Genomic DNA, 17,413 nt, shown 5'->3' with positions numbered 1-17,413 from the left:
GAGCAGATGGCACAGCGTGAGCAGATGGCAGCCCCCGGTTCCGAGTGGTGGCGCACCGCCGTCATCTACCAGATCTACCCCCGGTCCTTCGCCGACGCCTCGGGCGACGGCATCGGCGACCTCCCCGGCATCACCAGCAGACTCGACGATCTGAAGAGCCTGGGCATCGACGCCATCTGGCTGAGCCCGTTCATGACGAGCCCGCAGAAGGATGCCGGCTACGACGTGGCCGACTACCGCGATGTCGACCCGCTGTTCGGCACGCTCGCCGACTTCGACGTCATGCTCAACGAGGCGCACGCCCGCGGCATCCGGGTCATCGTCGATCTCGTGCCCAACCACTCCTCCGACCAGCACGTCTGGTTCCAGGAGGCGCTGAAGGCGGCACCAGGCAGCCGCGAGCGCGCCCGCTACGTCTTCCGCGACGGCCGCGGCGAGAACGGCGAGCTGCCCCCGAACAACTGGGAGAGCGTGTTCGGCGGCCGCATGTGGGACCGCGTGACCGAGGCCGACGGCACCCCCGGCCAGTGGTACCTGCACATCTTCGACGCCACCCAGCCCGACTTCGACTGGACCAACGAAGAGGTGCGCGAGGAGTTCCGCAGCATCCTGCGCTTCTGGCTCGACCGCGGCGTCGACGGCTTCCGCGTCGATGTGGCGCACGGCATGGTGAAGGAGGCCGGCCTTCCCGATTACGCCCCCGTCGCCGACGCGGATTCGATGGGCGGCGGCGAGGAGAACGTGCCGTACTGGGGTCAGGACGAGGTGCACGACATCTACCGCGACTGGCACAAGGTGCTCGCCGAGTACGACGGCGACCGCGCGCTGTGCGGCGAGGCCTGGCTGCCGACGCTCAAGAAGACCGCATTGTGGGTGCGTCCGGACGAGATGCACCAGACCTTCAACTTCCCCTACCTGATGACGCCGTGGGACGCCGAGGCGCTGCGCGGAGTCATCCGCGACTCCCTCGACGCCTTCGGCGAGGTGGGCGCACCGAGCACCTGGGTGCTCTCGAACCACGACGTGATCCGCCACGCCTCGCGTCTCGCCCTGACCGCCGACAGCCCGCAGGGCGACGGCATCGGCCCGAACTCGAAGGGCAAGCCCGATGCCGCCGTCGGGCTCTCGCGTGGGCGCGCGGCGACGACCGTCATGCTGTCGCTCCCCGGCTCGGCCTACGTCTACCAGGGCGAGGAGCTGGGTCTTCCGGAGGCGATGGAGATCCCTGACGAGTTCCGTCAGGATCCGACCTGGTTCCGCACGAACGGCGAGCGCTACGGCCGCGACGGCTGCCGCGTGCCGCTGCCGTGGACGGCTTCGGGACCCGCTTTCGGCTTCAACGACACGGGCGCGTCGTGGCTGCCGCAGCCGGCCGAATGGGCGGCCTTCGCCCGCGACGCCGAGGAGGGCGACGCCGACTCGACGCTCAACCTGTACAGGCGTCTGCTGGCCGAGCGCCGCGAGCGCGGCCTGGGCGGCGGCTCGCTCGTCTGGGATGACGTGGATGCCTCTGCCGTGGCCTTCCACCGAGGCGAGCTGCACGTGGTCGCGAACCTCGGCGAGACGCCGATCGAGCTCGGCGACGACGTGACCTTCGTGGTGCAGAGCGAGCCGTTCGCCGGCACCGCCCTGCCGCCGAACACCGCCGCCTGGTTCACCCGCGCCTGAGCGCGGCATCAATACGCGAGACTTGCCTTGCAGCATGAGACCGGGCTTCCGGAGCTCTGTCTCATGCTCGAAGGCAAGTCTCGCGGGGCCGATGGGGCTCGCGGATCGCTGAGAGAAGGAGCCACGACATGGTGAGCATCGACGAGGTCGCGAAGCTCGCGGGCGTCTCGACGGCCACCGTGTCGCGTGCCCTCAGCGGGCGCGGGCACGTGTCGGACGGGGCGCGCGAGCGCGTGCGGTCGGCGGCCGAGTCGCTCGGCTACGTCGTCTCGTCGCGCGCGTCGAGCCTGGCATCCGGACGCACGCAGAACATCGGCGTGATCGTGCCCTTCCTCGACCGCTGGTTCTTCAGCACCGTGCTGTCGGGGGCGACCAGCGCGCTGATGCGCGCCGGCTACGACGTGACCCTGTACAACATCACGGCCGACGCCGCCGTGCGCCGGGAGGTCTTCTCGACGTTCCTGCGTCGCCAGCGGGTGGATGCCGTGATCGCCGTGGCCATCGAACTCGACGACGATGAGACCGCGCAGCTGCTCGACCTGGGGCTTCCGGTGATCGGGATCGGCGGCCCGAACCCGCGGCTGAACACCCTGACCGTGGACGACACGGCGCTGGCTCGCCTCGCCACCGAGCACCTGATCGGCCTCGGGCACCGCGACATCGCGCACATCGGAGCGAACCCCGAGTTCGACATCGACTTCCACGTGCCGACCCGACGGCGCCTCGGCTTCGAGCGGGCTCTGGCCGACGCAGGCATCACCGCGAAGCACACCTTCCTCGAGCCCGCGGACTTCACCGTCGACGGCGGGTTCCGCGCCGCCAAGCAGCTGCTGGGAAGGCCGGGCCCGCGCCCGACCGCGATCTTCGCGGCCTCCGACGAGATGGCGGTCGGCGCGCTGCTCGCCGCTCGCGATCTCGGGTTCCGCGTGCCGCAGGACCTCTCGATCGTCGGCATCGACGGCCATGAGCTCGGCGAGTTCTTCCAGCTGACGACCGTCGACCAGTTCCCGCTCGCGCAGGGCGAGCGGGCGGCGCGCGCGATCCTCGCGCAGCTCGAGGACGATCCGGATGCCGCGGTCGCCGCCGACCTGCCCTACGAGCTCATCGTGCGCGGCACGACCGCCCGCGCGTAGCCGCGCATCCCCGGCATCCGTCGTTCTTCGTCGGACCCGGTCCGCGAGACCTGGTCTTCAGCACGAGACCGCCGCTCCGCGGCCCTGTCTCGTGCTGCAACGCACGTCTCGCGATCCGACGTCGCGATCCGACGCGTCGATGCGACGCGGCGATGCGACGCGTCAGGCGGTGCGGGGCGCTGCGCGCGAGACCAGCAGGTGCAGGCCCATCGTCACGGCGAGCACGACGGCCGAGGCGGGCAGCAGCCCGTCGGCGTCGATCCCGGATGTCAGCAGCGCGCCGCCCAGTATGCCGCCGAGGGCGGAGCCGAGCTGCATGCCGCTGCCGTTCAGCGCGAGCACGAGCGACATCGAGTCGGGGGCGATGTCTCCGAGGCGCGACTGGAGGGCCACACCCGATCCGCCGTTGAAGAACGCGCATCCGAAGAACCAGGCGAACGCCGCCACCGCGCCGGCGGCGCCGGGGAGCAGCAGGCCGGCCGTGCCGAGCAGCGCCACCACGATGAGGATGCCGATGATCAGGGCGATCACGGTCTTCGGGTCGATGCGATCGGTGATGCGGCCCGAGAGGATGTTGCCGCCGAGGCTGACGATGCCGTAGCCGAACATGGCCGCGATGATCGGTGCTCCCGCTCCCACGCGCGGCTCGAAGATGAGCGTCGCGTACGTGAAGCAGAGGTAGCTCGCGCACATGATCCCCGTGGCGACGAAGATCGCCCCGATCACCGCCGGACGCGCGAGAGGGCGCAGCGTCTGGCGCAGCGTGAGAGAGGGCAGGTGCAGGCGGGGGACGTTGATCAGGATGCCGACCAGGGCGACCGCCCCGACGCCGGTGACGAGGAAGAGAGGCAGGCGCCAGTCGTCCTGGCCGATCACGAGGCCGATCGGAACGCCGAGCGCTGTCGCGGCGAGGAATCCGCCGAGCACGAACGACAGAGCGCGGCCGCGCCGCTCGGGAGCGGTCTTCGCGAGCACATAGGCGCTCACCACGGCGCTCAGCAGCGATCCGCCGAGGGCGGAGACGACGCGTCCGGTCATGGCCATCGCGTAGTTCGCCGACAGGGCGATGAGCAGGTTGCCGAGCACGAACACGCCCAGCGACAGCGAGATGACGAGCTTGCGCTCCCACCGTCCGGTGAACGACGAGAGCACGGGACCGGCGAGGGCCGCGGTGAGGGCGAACACGGCGACGAGCTGGCCCGCGGCCGCCTCGGAGACGTCGAGGTCGTCGGCGATCTGCGGCAGCAGGCCCGCCAGCACATAGCCGTCGATGCCCATCGAGAACGTCGCCAGCGCCAGCCACAGCAGGGCTCCGAACCCGGCCGGGCGGGTTTCGTCAGTCGTCTTCACAAAAACATCCAACCAGAAGTCCCGGATGCCCGGTTCCGCCCGGCGCTGTTCAATTCCCCCTACTCCACTGAATACTTGTCGACATGGACGCGCTCAACGATTTCGTCACCACCGCCGGCGGCACACTGTGGAGCTGGGCGGTGCTGCCCGTGCTCCTCTTGCTGGGCCTGTACTTCACGTTCCGTTCGGGCGTCGTGCAATTCCGGCTCATCCCCGAGATGTTCCGCACCCTCACGGATCGCACCCCGACGGACGCCGAGGGCCGACCCCAGTCGGTATCGGCCTTCCAGGCGTTCACGATCTCTGCGGCATCCCGCGTCGGCGTCGGCAACATCGCCGGCGTCGGCACCGCGATCGCGATCGGCGGGCCGGGCGCGGTGTTCTGGATGTGGACGATGGCGTTCATCGGCGGGGCCTCGAGCTTCATCGAGTCGACCCTCGGGCAGGCCTTCAAGGTCCGCGACTCCGAGGGCTTCCGCGGCGGCCCGGCGTATTACATGCAGCACGGCCTCAAGGCCCGATGGATGGGCATCGTCTTCGCCTGCGTGCTGATCCTCTGCTTCCCGCTGTCGTTCAACTCCCTTCAAGCGAACACGATCAGCGCCACGATCTCCGGCAGCTTCGGCGGCACGGTGACGTGGGTCCCGTGGGTGGTGGGCGGCGTGCTCGCTGTGCTGACCTCCCTCGTGATCTTCGGCGGCGTCCGCCGCATCGCCTCCGTGTCGCAGGCGGTCGTGCCCCTGATGGCGCTGATCTATCTCATCCTGGGGCTGGTGATCGTCGGCATCCACATCGATCGACTCCCTGACGTCTTCCTCTCGATCTACACGCAGGCGTGGGGCACCCAGGAGGTGGTCGGCGGAACGATCGGCGCGATCATCATGGTCGGCGCTCAGCGCGGCATGTTCTCCAATGAGGCCGGTCTCGGCTCGGCGCCGAACGCCGGAGCGAGCGCGGCCGTGACCCACCCCGTCAAGCAGGGTCTGGTGCAGACCCTCGGGGTGTACTTCGACACGTTCCTCGTCTGCTCGATCACGGCCTTCATCGTTCTGGTCGCGACCCCCGATCTGGCGAGTGCAGAGCGGGGCATCGTGCTCACGCAGAACGCACTGGTCAGTTCCCTCGGCTCCTGGTCGAACGTCCTGTTGAGCGTCATCATCTTTCTGCTCGCCTTCAGCTCGATTCTCGGCAACTACTACTACGGCGAGTCGAACATCGAGTTCATCAACGCGAAGCCCGTGGTGCTGACCGTGTTCCGCATCGTCGTGGTCATGGTGGTCTTCCTCGGCTCGATCGCCTCGGCCGATCTCATCTGGAACACCGCCGACGGCATCATGGGCATCATGGCCCTCATCAACCTCGTGGCCATCGGCTTGCTGTCGGGCGTCGCGTTCAAGCTGCTGCGCGACTACCTCGACCAGCGCCGAGCGGGTCTCGACCCTGTGTTCACCCGCGCTCGGATGCCGGAGGTCACGGGCATCCAGTGCTGGGAGGACGAGCTGAGCGTCACAGGGCCCGTACCGGTCGCGGAGCGCAGCTCGCGCCGTTGACGAACCGCCGCGCGATCCTCACGGCCGGGAGCCGCCCGGCCGTGAGCCACCCGGCCGTGAGGATCGTGTGAGGACGCGCGTCGCATCCGTAGGGATTGCGTGAGGATCGGTGATGGGCTGCGGCGACGCGCGTAGCGTCTCCAGCCGTGGATGGAAAAGACCTCTCCGAGGCGCCGCAGATCGCGAAGCGCCTGATCATCGGCGACCCGCTCACCAGCGAGCAGGTCGACGAGCAGCTGCTGCCCAAGCGCATGGCCCTGCCGATCTTCGCCTCCGACGCACTGAGCTCGGTGGCGTACGCCCCGCAGGAGCTGCTGATGATCCTCGCCCTCGGGGGTCTGGCGTTCCTGAGCTTCACGCCGTGGGTCGCCGGTGCGGTCATCCTGCTGCTCGCGGTTGTCGTGCCCAGCTACCGGCAGCTGATCAAGGCCTACCCCTCCGGCGGCGGCGACTACGAGGTGGCGTCGAAGAACCTCGGCGAGATCCCCGGGGTGACCGTCGCAGCCGCGCTGCTCGTGGACTACGTGCTCACCGTCGCCGTGTCGGTGGCATCGGGGGTCGACAACATCATCTCCGCCGTCCCCGAGCTCGACCCCGCGCGCGTCGAGCTGGCGGTCGGCTTCGTCGTGCTGATCGTGGTGATCAACCTGCGCGGCGTTCGCGAGGCATCCCTCGTCTTCGCGATCCCCACCTACGTCTTCATCGGCTCGGTGGGGCTGATGATCGTCACCGGGCTGATCCGCACCCTGCTCGGCGACCCGCCGGTCGCCTCGAGCGCGGAGTTCGGAGTGCACGCCGAGGACCTCAGCCAGGCTGCCGTGATCCTGCTCGTGCTGCGCGCCTTCTCGAGCGGCTGCTCGGCGCTCACCGGCGTCGAGGCCGTGTCGAACGGAGTGCCCGCGTTCCGCGCACCGAAGGTGCGCAACGCCCAGACGACGCTCACGCTGATGGGCACGATAGCGATCTGCCTGTTCGCAGGTCTCACCGCCCTTGCTCTCATCTCGGGGGTGCATTACGCCGAGAACCCGTGCGAGCTCATCGGCTTCGACTGCACCTCTCCGCAGCCGAGCCTGATGGCTCAGGTCGCGGCCGCGACCTTCGGCGGCGGCAGCATCCCGTTCTACCTGATCCAGGCCGCGACCGCCTGTGTGCTGCTGCTGGCGGCGAACACCGCGTTCAACGGGTTCCCGCTGCTCGGAGCGGTGCTCGCCCGCGATGGCTACGCGTCGAAGGCGCTCAACACCCGCGGCGACCGACTGGTGTTCTCGAACGGCATGATCCTGCTCGGCATCGGGGCGATGGCGGTGCTCATCGTCTTCCGTGCGCAGCTGACCACCCTCATCCAGCTGTACATCATCGGTGTGTTCGTGTCGTTCTCGCTGGGGCAGATCGGCATGGTGCGGCACTGGCGCCGGCTGCTGCGCGAGACAGCCCGCACCGAGGGGGCGGATGCCGCGACCATCCGTCGTTCGGCGCACACCGGACTCGTGATCAACTCGGCGGGGGCGACGCTGACCGTCCTGGTGCTCGTGATCGTGACCATCACCAAGTTCACGCACGGCGCCTATCTGGTGTTCTTCGCCATACCGCTGCTGGCGCTGCTGATGATGGGCGTGAAGCGCTACTACCGCGACGTCGAGCACGAGATCGCGGTCGACGACTCCGACCACTTCGGTTCGAGCGGCGACGTGGCGCTGATCTTGGTGAACCGGCTGCAGAAGCCGGTGCTGAAGGCGATCGACTACGCCATCGCCGCCCAGCATGACAAGACCCTGGCCGTGCACGTGGCCCTCAGCGCCGAAGACGGAAAGCAGCTGCAACGCGAGTGGGCCGCACGGCGGATGCCCGTGCCCCTGGTGATCCTCGATTCGCCGTATCGCTCGTACGCGCAGCCGGTGGCAGAGTTCATCGACCGGTACCGAGAGAAGCACGGCTCGAGCGTCGTCACGGTGTACCTGCCGCAGTACATCGTCGGCCACTGGTGGGAGGCGCTGCTGCACAACCGCCGAGCCAGGCGGATCGCGAACCAGCTGATGCTCGTGCACGGGGTGTCGATCACGCTCGTGCCATGGCTGCTCGACTCGTCCGAGCTCATCTACGGCCGCCGCTCGCGTCCCGTACCCGGTCAGGAGCGCGCAGGTCGACCGCTGGCGGCCTCCGGTCGCCGGGCGCAGCGTCCGGCCGGACCCCCGGATGCCGGATCGACGGGCGCCGCAGCGGATGCCTGGCACCCGGATTCGCGAGCCGACGACGCGCGCATCGGAGCGGGGCCCGCGTCTAGGATGCGAACGGGAGGGCAGCGATGAGCGGCGAGAGCGCGGCGGGCGTGCGGGGCGTCCTGCCCCGCGTCACCGGAGTGGCGCTCGGATGGCGGCGCCAGGTCGCCGGGTTCGCGGTCGCGCTGATCTTCGGCCCGCTGCTGACCTGGACCCTGTTCACGCTGCGGAGCCCCGAGTCGATCACCGCCGAGGTGCTCTGGTATCAGCTGCTCGTGGTCGTGGTGGCCCTGATCGGCGGCCTGTTCCCCGCGGTCTTCGCCGCCGTGCTCTCAGGGCTCACGCTCGATCTGCTGTTCGTCGCCCCGCAGTTCTCGATCACCGTCGCGCACCCGCTGCACGCCATCGCGCTGGCGCTCTACGTGGTGATCGCCGTGCTGGTCGGTCTGATCGTCAGCGTCGCTGCCCGACGCGGGCGCGCGGCCGTGCGTGCGACAGCCGAGGCGGAGCTGCTCGTGTCAGTCGCGGGCAACGTGCTGCGCGGCGAGCACGCGGTGCAGGCGCTGATCTCGCGCGCTCGCGAGGCGTTCGGGCTCAGCGGCGTGCGCCTGCTGTCGCGCTCGGGAGAGGTGCTCGCCGTCGACGGCGAGCCGGTGCGCGACGGACGGTCCACCACCGTCGAGGTCGGCCGTGACGCCGACGGCGCTCCGGAGGCCGTGCTCGAACTGCACGGCGGACCACTGGATGCTCCGGCACGACGTCTACTGGAGGTGATCGTCGCCCAGCTCGGGGCGGCGATGGAGCACACCGACCTCAGCGCCACCGCGCAGCGGGCCGAGGCACTGGCCGAGACCGACCAGGTGCGCAGCGCCCTGCTCTCCGCTCTGAGTCACGACGTACGTCGCCCGCTCGCCTCCGCCATGGCTGCGGTCGGCGGACTCCGCGGTGCGCACGACCTCTCTCCCGCCGACCGCGAGGAGCTGCTGGCGACAGCCGACGAGAGCCTCGCGACACTGTCGACGCTGGTCACCGACCTGCTCGACGTGAGCCGCGTGCAGGCAGGCGTGCTGGCCGTGTCGCTGGCACCGACCGATGCCGAGAACACCGTGCTCGCCGCTCTCGACGAGCTGAGCCTTCCGCCCTCGGAGGTCGAGCTGCGACTCGACCCAGGACTCGCGCCGCTGCTCGCCGATGCGGTGCTGCTGCAGCGCGTGGTCGTCAATCTGCTCGCCAACGCGCATCGGCACGCGCCGGCGGGCGAGCCCGTGCTGGTCTCGACCGCGCGGCGCGGAGGCTACGGCGAGATCCGGGTCATCGACCGCGGCGTCGGCGTCCCCGCGGCACGACAGGAGAGCATGTTCGCACCCTTCCAGCGCCTGGGCGACACCGACAACACCACCGGCCTGGGGCTGGGGCTCGCCCTGTCGAAGGGCTTCACCGAGGGCATGGGCGGCACGCTCATCCCCGAGGACACCCCCGGCGGCGGGCTGACCATGATCGTCTCGCTTCCCCTCGCCCCTCCGTCCGGATCCCATCCGGCTTCCCCTGGGGAGGAGACGGAGTGAAGCTTCTTATCGCCGACGACGATCCGCAGCTCGTGCGGGCCCTGCGCATCACGCTCGCCGCGCACGGCTACGACGTGATCGCCGCATCCGACGGCGCCGAGGCGATCACGCTCGCAGCTCAGTCGCATCCCGACATCATCCTGCTCGACCTCGGGATGCCGCGGCTGGACGGCATGGAGGTGATCCACGCGCTGCGCGGCTGGACCCGGGCACCGATCATCGTCGTCTCCGGCCGCACCGGCTCGGCCGACAAGGTCGATGCGCTGGATGCCGGGGCCGACGACTTCGTGACCAAGCCGTTCCAGGTCGACGAGCTGCTTGCGCGCCTGCGCGCCCTCGCGCGCCGCGCCGCGCCGATCGGCGAGACGGCGGAGTCGGTGGTGCGGTTCGGCGACGTGGTCGTCGACCTCGCCGCCACCCTCGTCACCCGCGCCGGCGCGCCGGTGCATCTCACGCCGACCGAGTGGCGGATGCTGGAGCACCTGTGCCGGCATCCCGGCGCCCTCGTCACCCGTCACGAGCTGCTGCGCGAGATCTGGGGCAGCGACCAGGTGACCGACTCGGGGTATCTGCGGCTGTACATGTCGCAGCTGCGCAAGAAGCTCGAACGCGAACCGGGCCGACCGGAGCACCTCCTCACCGAAGCGGGGATGGGCTACCGGCTGGTGCTCGCGTGAGAGCGAGGCTCGCACGACACCTCGCACCCGCCCAGGTGATCGTGACAGGATTCGCCGCGGCCATTCTGCTCGGCGCCCTGGTGCTCATGCTGCCCATCTCATCGGCCGACGGGCAGTGGACCGGCCCTCTCGAAGCGCTCTTCACGTCCACTTCGGCGGTGTGCGTGACCGGTCTCATCGTGGTCGACACCGCGGTGCACTGGAGCGCATTCGGCAAGGTCGTCATCATGCTGCTCATCCAGCTCGGCGGGCTGGGGATCATGCTGTTCGCCGCGTTGATCGGGCTCGCGCTCGCCCGACGGCTGTCGGTGCGCTCGCGCATGATCACGACGACCGAGACGAAGTCGCCCGGCGCGGGCGATGTTCGGCGCCTGGCGACGGGCATCCTGCTCACCACCCTCACCATCGAGGCCATCGTCGCGGTGATTCTGTTCGTGCGCTTCCTGACCGGCCATGGCTACGACGTCGGTCGCGCAGCGCGGCACGCCGTGTTCCACGCCGTCTCGTCGTTCAACAACGCCGGCTTCGCGCTCTACACCGACAGCCTCATGGGCTTCGTCTCCGATCCCTGGATCACCCTGCCGATCTGCGCCGCGATCATCCTCGGCGGGCTGGGCTTCCCCGTTCTGCGCCAGCTGCGCCGCGAGCTGCGCCGGCCGCTGCACTGGACCATGAACACGCGCATCGTGCTCACCGCGACCGTCGCCCTGCTCACGGTGGGCGCCCTGAGTGTGACGGTGATCGAGTGGGGCAACCCGCGCACCTTCGGGTCGCTCGACCCGTGGTCGCGGGTGCTGGCCGGATTCGTCTATTCGACCCAGGCCCGCACAGCCGGGTTCAACAGCGTCGACGTCGGTGCGATGAACGACGAGACCTGGCTGATCACCGACGTGCTGATGTTCATCGGCGGCGGCCCCGCCGGCACCGCTGGCGGCATCAAGGTGACGACGTTCGCCGTGCTGTTCTTCATCCTGTGGACCGAGCTGCGTGGCGGCGCCGCCGTGAACGTGTTCGGCAAGCGGCTCTCGCGCGCCGTGCACCGCGAGGCGATCACCGTGGTGCTCGTCGCGCTCGCCGCCGTCATGGCCGGGGTGATCGCCATCCTCGCGATGACTGACCTCGACCTCGACCGCGTGCTGTTCGAAGTCGTGTCGGCCTTCGGCACCGTGGGCCTGTCGACGGGTATCACCGCGTCTCTGCCGCCCGCGGCGCAGATGATCCTCGTGCTGCTCATGTTCCTCGGCCGTATCGGCCCCCTCACCCTCGGTTCGGCTCTCGCGCTGCGCGAGCGGCGGATCGCCTATGAACTGCCCAAGGAGCGTCCGGCGATCGGATGATCCGCCGGCGCTCAACACACGAAAGGAACGAGATGTCGTCCTTCCTCTCCTTCGGACGCACACCGCGGCGCATCGCCGAAGCCGACTCCGTGGCCGTGATCGGCCTCGGCCGTTTCGGCATCTCGCTGGCGCTGGAGCTCATGGCATCCGGCACCGACGTGCTGGGAGTCGACGTCGACGAAGACATCGTCCAGTCGCTGAACGGCGAGCTGACCCAGGTGGTCCGCGCCGACTCCACCAAGCTCGACGTCCTCGATCAGCTCGGCATCGGCGACTTCGACCGGGTGGTCGTGTCGATCGGCAACGACATCACCGCGTCGATCCTCACCGCCTCGCTGCTGCTCCGCCTGGAAGTGCCGGTGATCTGGGCGAAGGCTGTCGACGAAAGGCACGGAGCGGTACTCGAGCAGCTCGGCGTGCACCGGGTGATCTACCCCGAGAAGGACATGGGGCGCCGGGTCGCACACCTCGTGCGCGGCGCCGCGGCCGACTACCTCGAGATCGACCGGGGCTTCGCCGTCGTCAAGACCGTCGCACCGCAGCTGCTGCACGGGATGACCCTCGCCACGGCGGGGGTGCGCGCAACCTACGGGATCACCATCGCGGCGTATCGGCATGAACACGGCGAGTGGACCAATGCCGCTCCCGAGACGGTGCTGGGTCCGGGCGACACAATGCTCGTGATGGGTCCGATCAATCGCGTGGAGCGTTTCGCGCAACTGCGCTGACGACCCCTTTGATAGGCTGGATGAGGAGTGTCGGGAAGCCTGGTCGACGTCATCGTCGGTCGACCGGAAAGATCCCCATGACACGTTCCCCGTCGCGGCTTCGCCGCACCCTGTTCCCGTCCTCCTCGAAGGCCGAGTCCGTCCGCATCGGACAGATCCTCCGCAAGGAGACCGTCGGCGGCCTGCTCCTGGTCGTCGCAGCTGCCCTGGCTCTGCTGTGGGCCAACTCGCCATGGGCGGAGGGGTACTTCGCCCTTCGCGACATCGAGTTCGGCTATGAGCCCTGGCACCTGCGGCTGACGCTGGGGCAATGGGCCGCCGACGGTCTACTCGCGGTCTTCTTCTTCCTCGTCGGCCTCGAGCTCAAGCGCGAGTTCGTCGCGGGCGATCTGCGCCAGTTCAGCACGGCCGTGGTTCCGGTGGTCGCCGCCCTCGGCGGCGTCGCGGTGCCCGCTCTGATCTACGTGGCGGTCACCTCGGGCACAGCCGGCGCGGCCGACGGCTGGGCCATCCCCACCGCCACCGACATCGCCTTCGCCGTCGCGGTGCTGGCGATCATCGGATCCCACCTGCCGAGCGCGCTGCGCATCTTCCTGCTCACGCTCGCGGTCGTCGACGACCTCGTCGCGATCGGGATCATCGCGATCTTCTACACCGACACCATCGAGATCGTGCCGCTTCTGCTGGCTCTGGCGACCATCGCCGTGTATGGCGCGATCGCCCAGCGATACCGGCAGTTCTTCCACCTGCGTCCGGCGGCGGCATGGCTCATCCTGCTTCCGCTCGGCTTCGTCGCCTGGGCGCTGGTGCACGCGTCCGGCATCCATGCGACGATCGCGGGCGTGCTGCTGGGCTTCACGATCCCGGTACTGCACCGCCGCAAGGACCGCCGAGATGACGCGGGGCCCGGCCTCGCCGAGGTCTTCGAGCACCGGTTCCGGCCCATCTCCAGCGGAATCGCCGTGCCCGTCTTCGCCTTCTTCTCGGCCGGTGTGGCGATCGGCGGCGCCGAGGGCTTCGTCTCGGCGCTCAGCGACCCGGTCGTGCTGGGCATCATCCTCGGACTCGTCGTCGGCAAGCCGCTCGGCATCGCCGCGGCGACGTGGATCGTGACCCGTGTGCGACGGATCAACCTCGACCCCTCGCTGCAGTGGATCGACATCATCGGGGTCGGGCTGCTCGCGGGCATTGGCTTCACCGTCTCGCTGCTGGTCGCCGAGCTGAGCTTCAGCGTCGACGACCCGCATCACGACCAGGCCAAGGTGGCGATCCTCACCGCGTCGGTGAGCGCGGCGCTGCTGGCATCCGTCCTCCTCGGCCTGCGTAACCGTCGTTACCGCAGATACGAATCGAGTTGACCGAGAACGACGAACCGGCCGGAGCCCGAAGGCCCCGGCCGGTTCATGATGCTCGGGTCAGAGCGCGCGGATCTTCGCCGCCTGCATGCCCTTGGGGCCGCGCTCGGGCTCGAACTCGACCTTCTGGTTCTCGGTGAGCTCCTTGTAGCCGTTGCCCTCGATCGCCGAGAAGTGCGCGAACAGGTCGTCCGAGCCGTCATCGGGAGCGATGAAGCCGAAGCCCTTCTCGGAGTTGAACCATTTCACAGTGCCAGTGGCCATGTGCTTCTGCTTTCTGTTGTTCTGATCGCTGTCGCGATCGCTATGCCCCGCTGAACTGTCCGGCGGGCACGAAGAGACGATGCCGATCGACTGGCGCGATGCGCGATCCGACGGGATCGGGGATCCGGGTCCGCGGAACTCACACGCGGGAAGGGATCGGGGTGATGGGCTGCAGCGAGATTCGCGAGCCTTGTGAGAGTGGGCCCTCCGGCGGAGGGACACGCAACGGTACCACGCCGGCATCGGCAACCCGACGGGCGGGGCTCAGACTCCGTCGAGCTGCTCCAGGAACTCGTCGGCCATCTCGACCTGCGCGGCGAGGCGCGCGCGACGGTCGCTGGCCTCCACCCGCAGCTCGTCCAGACGGGCAGCGGCCGAGATGTCGTCGGGATCAGCGCGAACGGCGTCGACCACGAGCAGAAGCTCGCGCATCTCCTCGAGGGTGTAGCCGAGCGGCTTCATGCGGCGCACGAGCATGAGACGGCTCACATCGTCTTCGGTGTAGAGCCGGAAGCCCCCGTGCGTGCGCGCGGACGGCTCGACCAGCCCCATCTCGTCGTAGTGCCGGAGCGTGCGAAGGGAGAGCGAGGTGCGCTCGGCGACATCGCCGATGCGCATCTTCAGCTGTTCCACGCGACCTCCGGTTTCCGCGCAAACCTCACGTTACGTTAGAGTCTGCTGTCGGGCGGCTTCGTCTCCGCCCTCCCCATTCTCTCCCGCCCGGCTGCGCCGCGCGCACCCTCATCCGAGGAGCATCATGACCGCCGTCACCCCCGCCCGCGATCACGGGTCGCGGTACCGCATCGAGCCGACCGTCCGGCAGGCGCTGCGCAGCCCTCGCCTGCTGACCCGTGAGGTGCTCGCGGGTCTGGTCGTCGCGCTGGCGCTGATCCCCGAGGCGATCGCCTTCTCGATCATCGCGGGAGTCGACCCCCGCGTCGGCCTGTTCTCATCGTTCATCATGGCGGTCACGATCTCCTTCCTCGGTGGGCGCCCGGCGATGATCTCGGCCGCCACCGGCGCAGTCGCCCTCGTCATCGCGCCGGTGGTGCGCGAGCACGGCATGGAGTACTTCATCGCCACGGTGATCCTCGCCGGAGTCATCCAGCTGCTGCTGGGCGCGCTCGGCGTCGCGAAGCTCATGCGCTTCATCCCGCGCTCCGTCATGGTCGGGTTCGTGAACGCCCTCGCCATCCTCATCTTCTCGGCGCAGGTGCCGCAGCTGATCGGGGTGCCGTGGGCCGTGTACCCGCTGACCGCGATCGGCCTCGCGATCGTGTTCCTGCTCCCGCGGGCGACGAAGGCCGTGCCCGCGCCGCTCGTCGCGATCGTCGTGCTCACCGTCGCCGTGGTCGCCCTGGGCATCCGCGTCCCGAACGTCGGCGACCAGGGCGAGCTGCCGACCAGCCTGCCTGCCCTCTTCATACCGAATGTGCCGTTCACTCTCGAGACGCTCGGCATCATCGGCCCGTACGCCCTCGCCATGGCGCTCGTCGGTCTGATGGAGTCGCTGATGACGGCCAAGCTGGTCGACGACATCACCGACACGCACTCCCGCAAGACCCGGGAGGCTCTCGGCCAGGGCGGGGCGAACATCCTGTCCGGCCTGTTCGGCGGCATGGGCGGGTGCGCCATGATCGGGCAGACCATGATCAACGTGAAGGCCTCGGGGGCCCGCACCCGGATCTCGACCTTCCTGGCCGGAGCGTTCCTGCTGGTGCTGGTGCTGGTGCTCGGCGATCTCGTCGCGATCATCCCCATGGCCGCGCTCGTCGCCGTGATGATCTTCGTCTCGGTCGCGACCTTCGACTGGCACAGCATCCGTCTCGGCACTCTGCGGCGGATGCCCAAGAGCGAGACAGCCGTGATGCTGATCACCGTCGTCGCGACGGTCGTCACCCACAACCTCGCGATCGGCGTCGTGCTCGGTGTGCTCACCGCCATGGTGATGTTCGCCCGCCGTGTCGCCCACTTCGTCACGGTGACCCGCGAGGTCGACGGCGACACCGCCCGCTACCGGGTCGACGGCGAGCTGTTCTTCGCGTCGAGCAACGACCTGACGACGCAGTTCGAGTACGCGGCCGATCCCCGCCGAGTGGTCATCGACATGTCGCGCTCGCACATCTGGGACGCCTCGACGGTCGCCGCGCTCGACGCCGTGATCACGAAGTACGCCGCCCACGGCACAGCCGTCGAGATCACGGGGCTCAACGACACGGCTGCGGCATTCCGCGACCGCCTGAGCGGTGGTCTGAACGCGGGCCACTGAATCCGGGGGCAGCTCGGGCGTCAACGGGGCGGGCGGTGAATGCCGGTATGCCGGATGCCACTGGCTAGAGTCGGTGCCATGACCGTCGACCTCGAAGCCCTCTACATCGATCTGCACAAGCATCCCGAGCTGTCGTTCCAGGAGACGCGCACGGCGGGCATCGCCGCGGCGCACCTGCGCGATCTGGGTCTCGAGGTGACCGACGGCGTCGGCATCACCGGCGTGGTCGGGGTGCTGACGAACGGCGACGGCCCCGTGGTCTGGCTGCGGGCCGACATGGACGCGCTGCCCGTCGTCGAGGAGACCGGCCTCGCCTACGCGTCGACGGCGACGGGGGTCGATCCCGACGGCAACACGGTCGGCGTGATGCACGCCTGCGGTCACGACATGCACGTGACCGCCATGATCGGCGCCGTCGAGCGCCTGGTCGCCGAGCGCGATCAGTGGTCGGGCACGGTGGTCGTGGTGATCCAGCCCGCCGAGGAGTACGGCGCCGGTGCCAGGGCGATGCTCGATGACGGCGCGCTCGATCGCTTCCCGCGCCCCGATGTGGTGCTCGGCCAGCACGTGACGCCCCTGCCGGCCGGCACGATCGGCGTGCGCCCCGGCCCGCAGATGTCGGCGTCCGACGGCATCCAGGTCGTGCTGTACGGCCGCGGCGGGCACGGCTCGCGCCCCCACTCGACGATCGACCCGATCGTCATGGCCGCGTCGACGATCATGCGGCTGCAGACCGTCGTCTCGCGAGAGGTCGACCCGCACGATCTCGCGGTCGTGACCGTCGGCGCGATCCACGCCGGCACCAAGAACAACATCATCCCCGCCGACGCCACGCTGCAGCTCAGCCTGCGCTACCCCGACGAGCAGCTGCGCGAGAAGGTGCTCGAGAAGGTCGAGCGCGTCGTCCGGGCCGAGGCCATGGCATCCGGAGCAGAGCGGGAGCCCGAGATCTCGACCCTGCACACGCTGCCGGCCACGATCAACGACGCCGACGCGAGCGCCCGCGTGGTCTCGGCGTTCCAGGGCGTCTTCGGCGAGCAGTCGGTGATCGACCCCGGCCTGTTCACGGGCAGCGAGGACGTGTCGTGGTTCGCCCGCGATGCGGGCGTGCCTCTGGTGTTCTGGTTCTGGGGCGGGGTCGATCCCAAGGTCTTCGCGGATGCCGTGGCGAACGACACCGTCGACAAGGACATCCCGACGAACCACTCGCCGTTCTTCGCCCCGGCGATCCACCCGACGATCGAGGTCGGCGTCACCGCGCTGGCGACCGCTGCCAGGGAGTTCCTCGACTGATCGGGCCG

General features: G+C 69.3%; 13 protein-coding genes and 1 pseudogene. 11 read left to right on the top strand and 3 right to left on the bottom strand.

Features of this window, described 5'->3' with window-relative positions; all coding sequences use genetic code 11:
* Positions 1-6 precede the first annotated feature (6 nt).
* Positions 7-1,668 carry a glycoside hydrolase family 13 protein gene (locus tag FVO59_RS06950; protein WP_182256004.1) on the top strand — a complete coding sequence of 554 codons (1,662 nt, stop codon included), beginning with the start codon at positions 7-9 and terminating at the stop codon, positions 1,666-1,668.
* 128 nt (positions 1,669-1,796) lie between these two features.
* Entirely contained in the window at positions 1,797-2,801 is a 1,005-nt protein-coding gene (locus FVO59_RS06945; RefSeq protein ID WP_182256001.1) for a LacI family DNA-binding transcriptional regulator, read from the top strand.
* Positions 2,802-2,963: 162 nt separating this feature from the next.
* Here the strand turns inward: FVO59_RS06945 and FVO59_RS06940 are convergent, their stop codons facing one another.
* A complete protein-coding gene (locus FVO59_RS06940; RefSeq protein ID WP_259363485.1) occupies positions 2,964-4,151 on the bottom strand; it encodes an MFS transporter in 1,188 nt (395 codons plus the stop codon).
* Positions 4,152-4,234: 83 nt separating this feature from the next.
* On the opposite strand from FVO59_RS06940, the gene FVO59_RS06935 reads away from it, so the two are divergent.
* The 7 genes and pseudogenes from FVO59_RS06935 (at position 4,235) to nhaA (ending at position 13,582) form a co-directional block, all read left to right on the top strand.
* Positions 4,235-5,701, top strand: coding sequence for an alanine/glycine:cation symporter family protein (locus tag FVO59_RS06935; protein ID WP_182255999.1), 1,467 nt, complete (start codon positions 4,235-4,237; stop codon positions 5,699-5,701).
* Between the two features lie 251 nt (positions 5,702-5,952).
* Positions 5,953-8,007, top strand: coding sequence for an APC family permease (locus FVO59_RS06930; RefSeq protein ID WP_259363524.1), 2,055 nt, complete (start codon positions 5,953-5,955; stop codon positions 8,005-8,007).
* Between the two features lie 8 nt (positions 8,008-8,015).
* A pseudogene (locus tag FVO59_RS06925) lies at positions 8,016-9,482 on the top strand (sensor histidine kinase); the annotation flags it as partial.
* The gene (locus tag FVO59_RS06920; RefSeq protein ID WP_182255995.1) at positions 9,479-10,159 is read left to right on the top strand and encodes a response regulator; all 681 of its coding nucleotides are present in this window, start codon (positions 9,479-9,481) and stop codon (positions 10,157-10,159) included. The pseudogene FVO59_RS06925 and the gene FVO59_RS06920, both read left to right, overlap by 4 nt.
* The gene (locus FVO59_RS06915; protein ID WP_259363484.1) at positions 10,156-11,496 is read left to right on the top strand and encodes a TrkH family potassium uptake protein; all 1,341 of its coding nucleotides are present in this window, start codon (positions 10,156-10,158) and stop codon (positions 11,494-11,496) included. The genes FVO59_RS06920 and FVO59_RS06915 overlap by 4 nt, the downstream gene beginning before the upstream one ends.
* Before the next feature lie 32 nt (positions 11,497-11,528).
* Positions 11,529-12,224 (top strand): potassium channel family protein, encoded by a 696-nt coding sequence (locus FVO59_RS06910; RefSeq protein WP_182255993.1) that lies wholly within the window; start codon positions 11,529-11,531, stop codon positions 12,222-12,224.
* A gap of 77 nt (positions 12,225-12,301) precedes the next feature.
* Positions 12,302-13,582, top strand: a complete 1,281-nt coding sequence (gene nhaA / locus FVO59_RS06905) for a Na+/H+ antiporter NhaA (protein ID WP_220465708.1) — start codon at positions 12,302-12,304, stop codon at positions 13,580-13,582.
* Between the two features lie 57 nt (positions 13,583-13,639).
* Here nhaA and FVO59_RS06900 read toward each other — a convergent pair whose 3' ends face one another.
* Both FVO59_RS06900 and FVO59_RS06895 read right to left on the bottom strand, forming a co-directional pair.
* A complete protein-coding gene (locus FVO59_RS06900) occupies positions 13,640-13,843 on the bottom strand; it encodes a cold-shock protein (RefSeq protein ID WP_071643350.1) in 204 nt (67 codons plus the stop codon).
* 264 nt (positions 13,844-14,107) lie between these two features.
* Complete coding sequence (locus FVO59_RS06895) at positions 14,108-14,461, bottom strand: MerR family transcriptional regulator (protein ID WP_182256575.1); 354 nt, start codon at positions 14,459-14,461, stop codon at positions 14,108-14,110.
* Positions 14,462-14,600: 139 nt separating this feature from the next.
* On the opposite strand from FVO59_RS06895, the gene FVO59_RS06890 reads away from it, so the two are divergent.
* Both FVO59_RS06890 and FVO59_RS06885 read left to right on the top strand, forming a co-directional pair.
* Positions 14,601-16,112, top strand: a complete 1,512-nt coding sequence (locus FVO59_RS06890; protein WP_182255989.1) for a SulP family inorganic anion transporter — start codon at positions 14,601-14,603, stop codon at positions 16,110-16,112.
* 78 nt (positions 16,113-16,190) lie between these two features.
* Entirely contained in the window at positions 16,191-17,405 is a 1,215-nt protein-coding gene (locus tag FVO59_RS06885) for an amidohydrolase (RefSeq protein WP_182255987.1), read from the top strand.
* Positions 17,406-17,413 lie beyond the last annotated feature (8 nt).

The organism is Microbacterium esteraromaticum (genome assembly GCF_014084045.1).
In the GTDB taxonomy this organism is placed as follows: Bacteria; Actinomycetota; Actinomycetes; order Actinomycetales; family Microbacteriaceae; genus Microbacterium; species Microbacterium esteraromaticum_D.
This window is presented reverse-complemented; position numbering and strand designations above follow the sequence as displayed.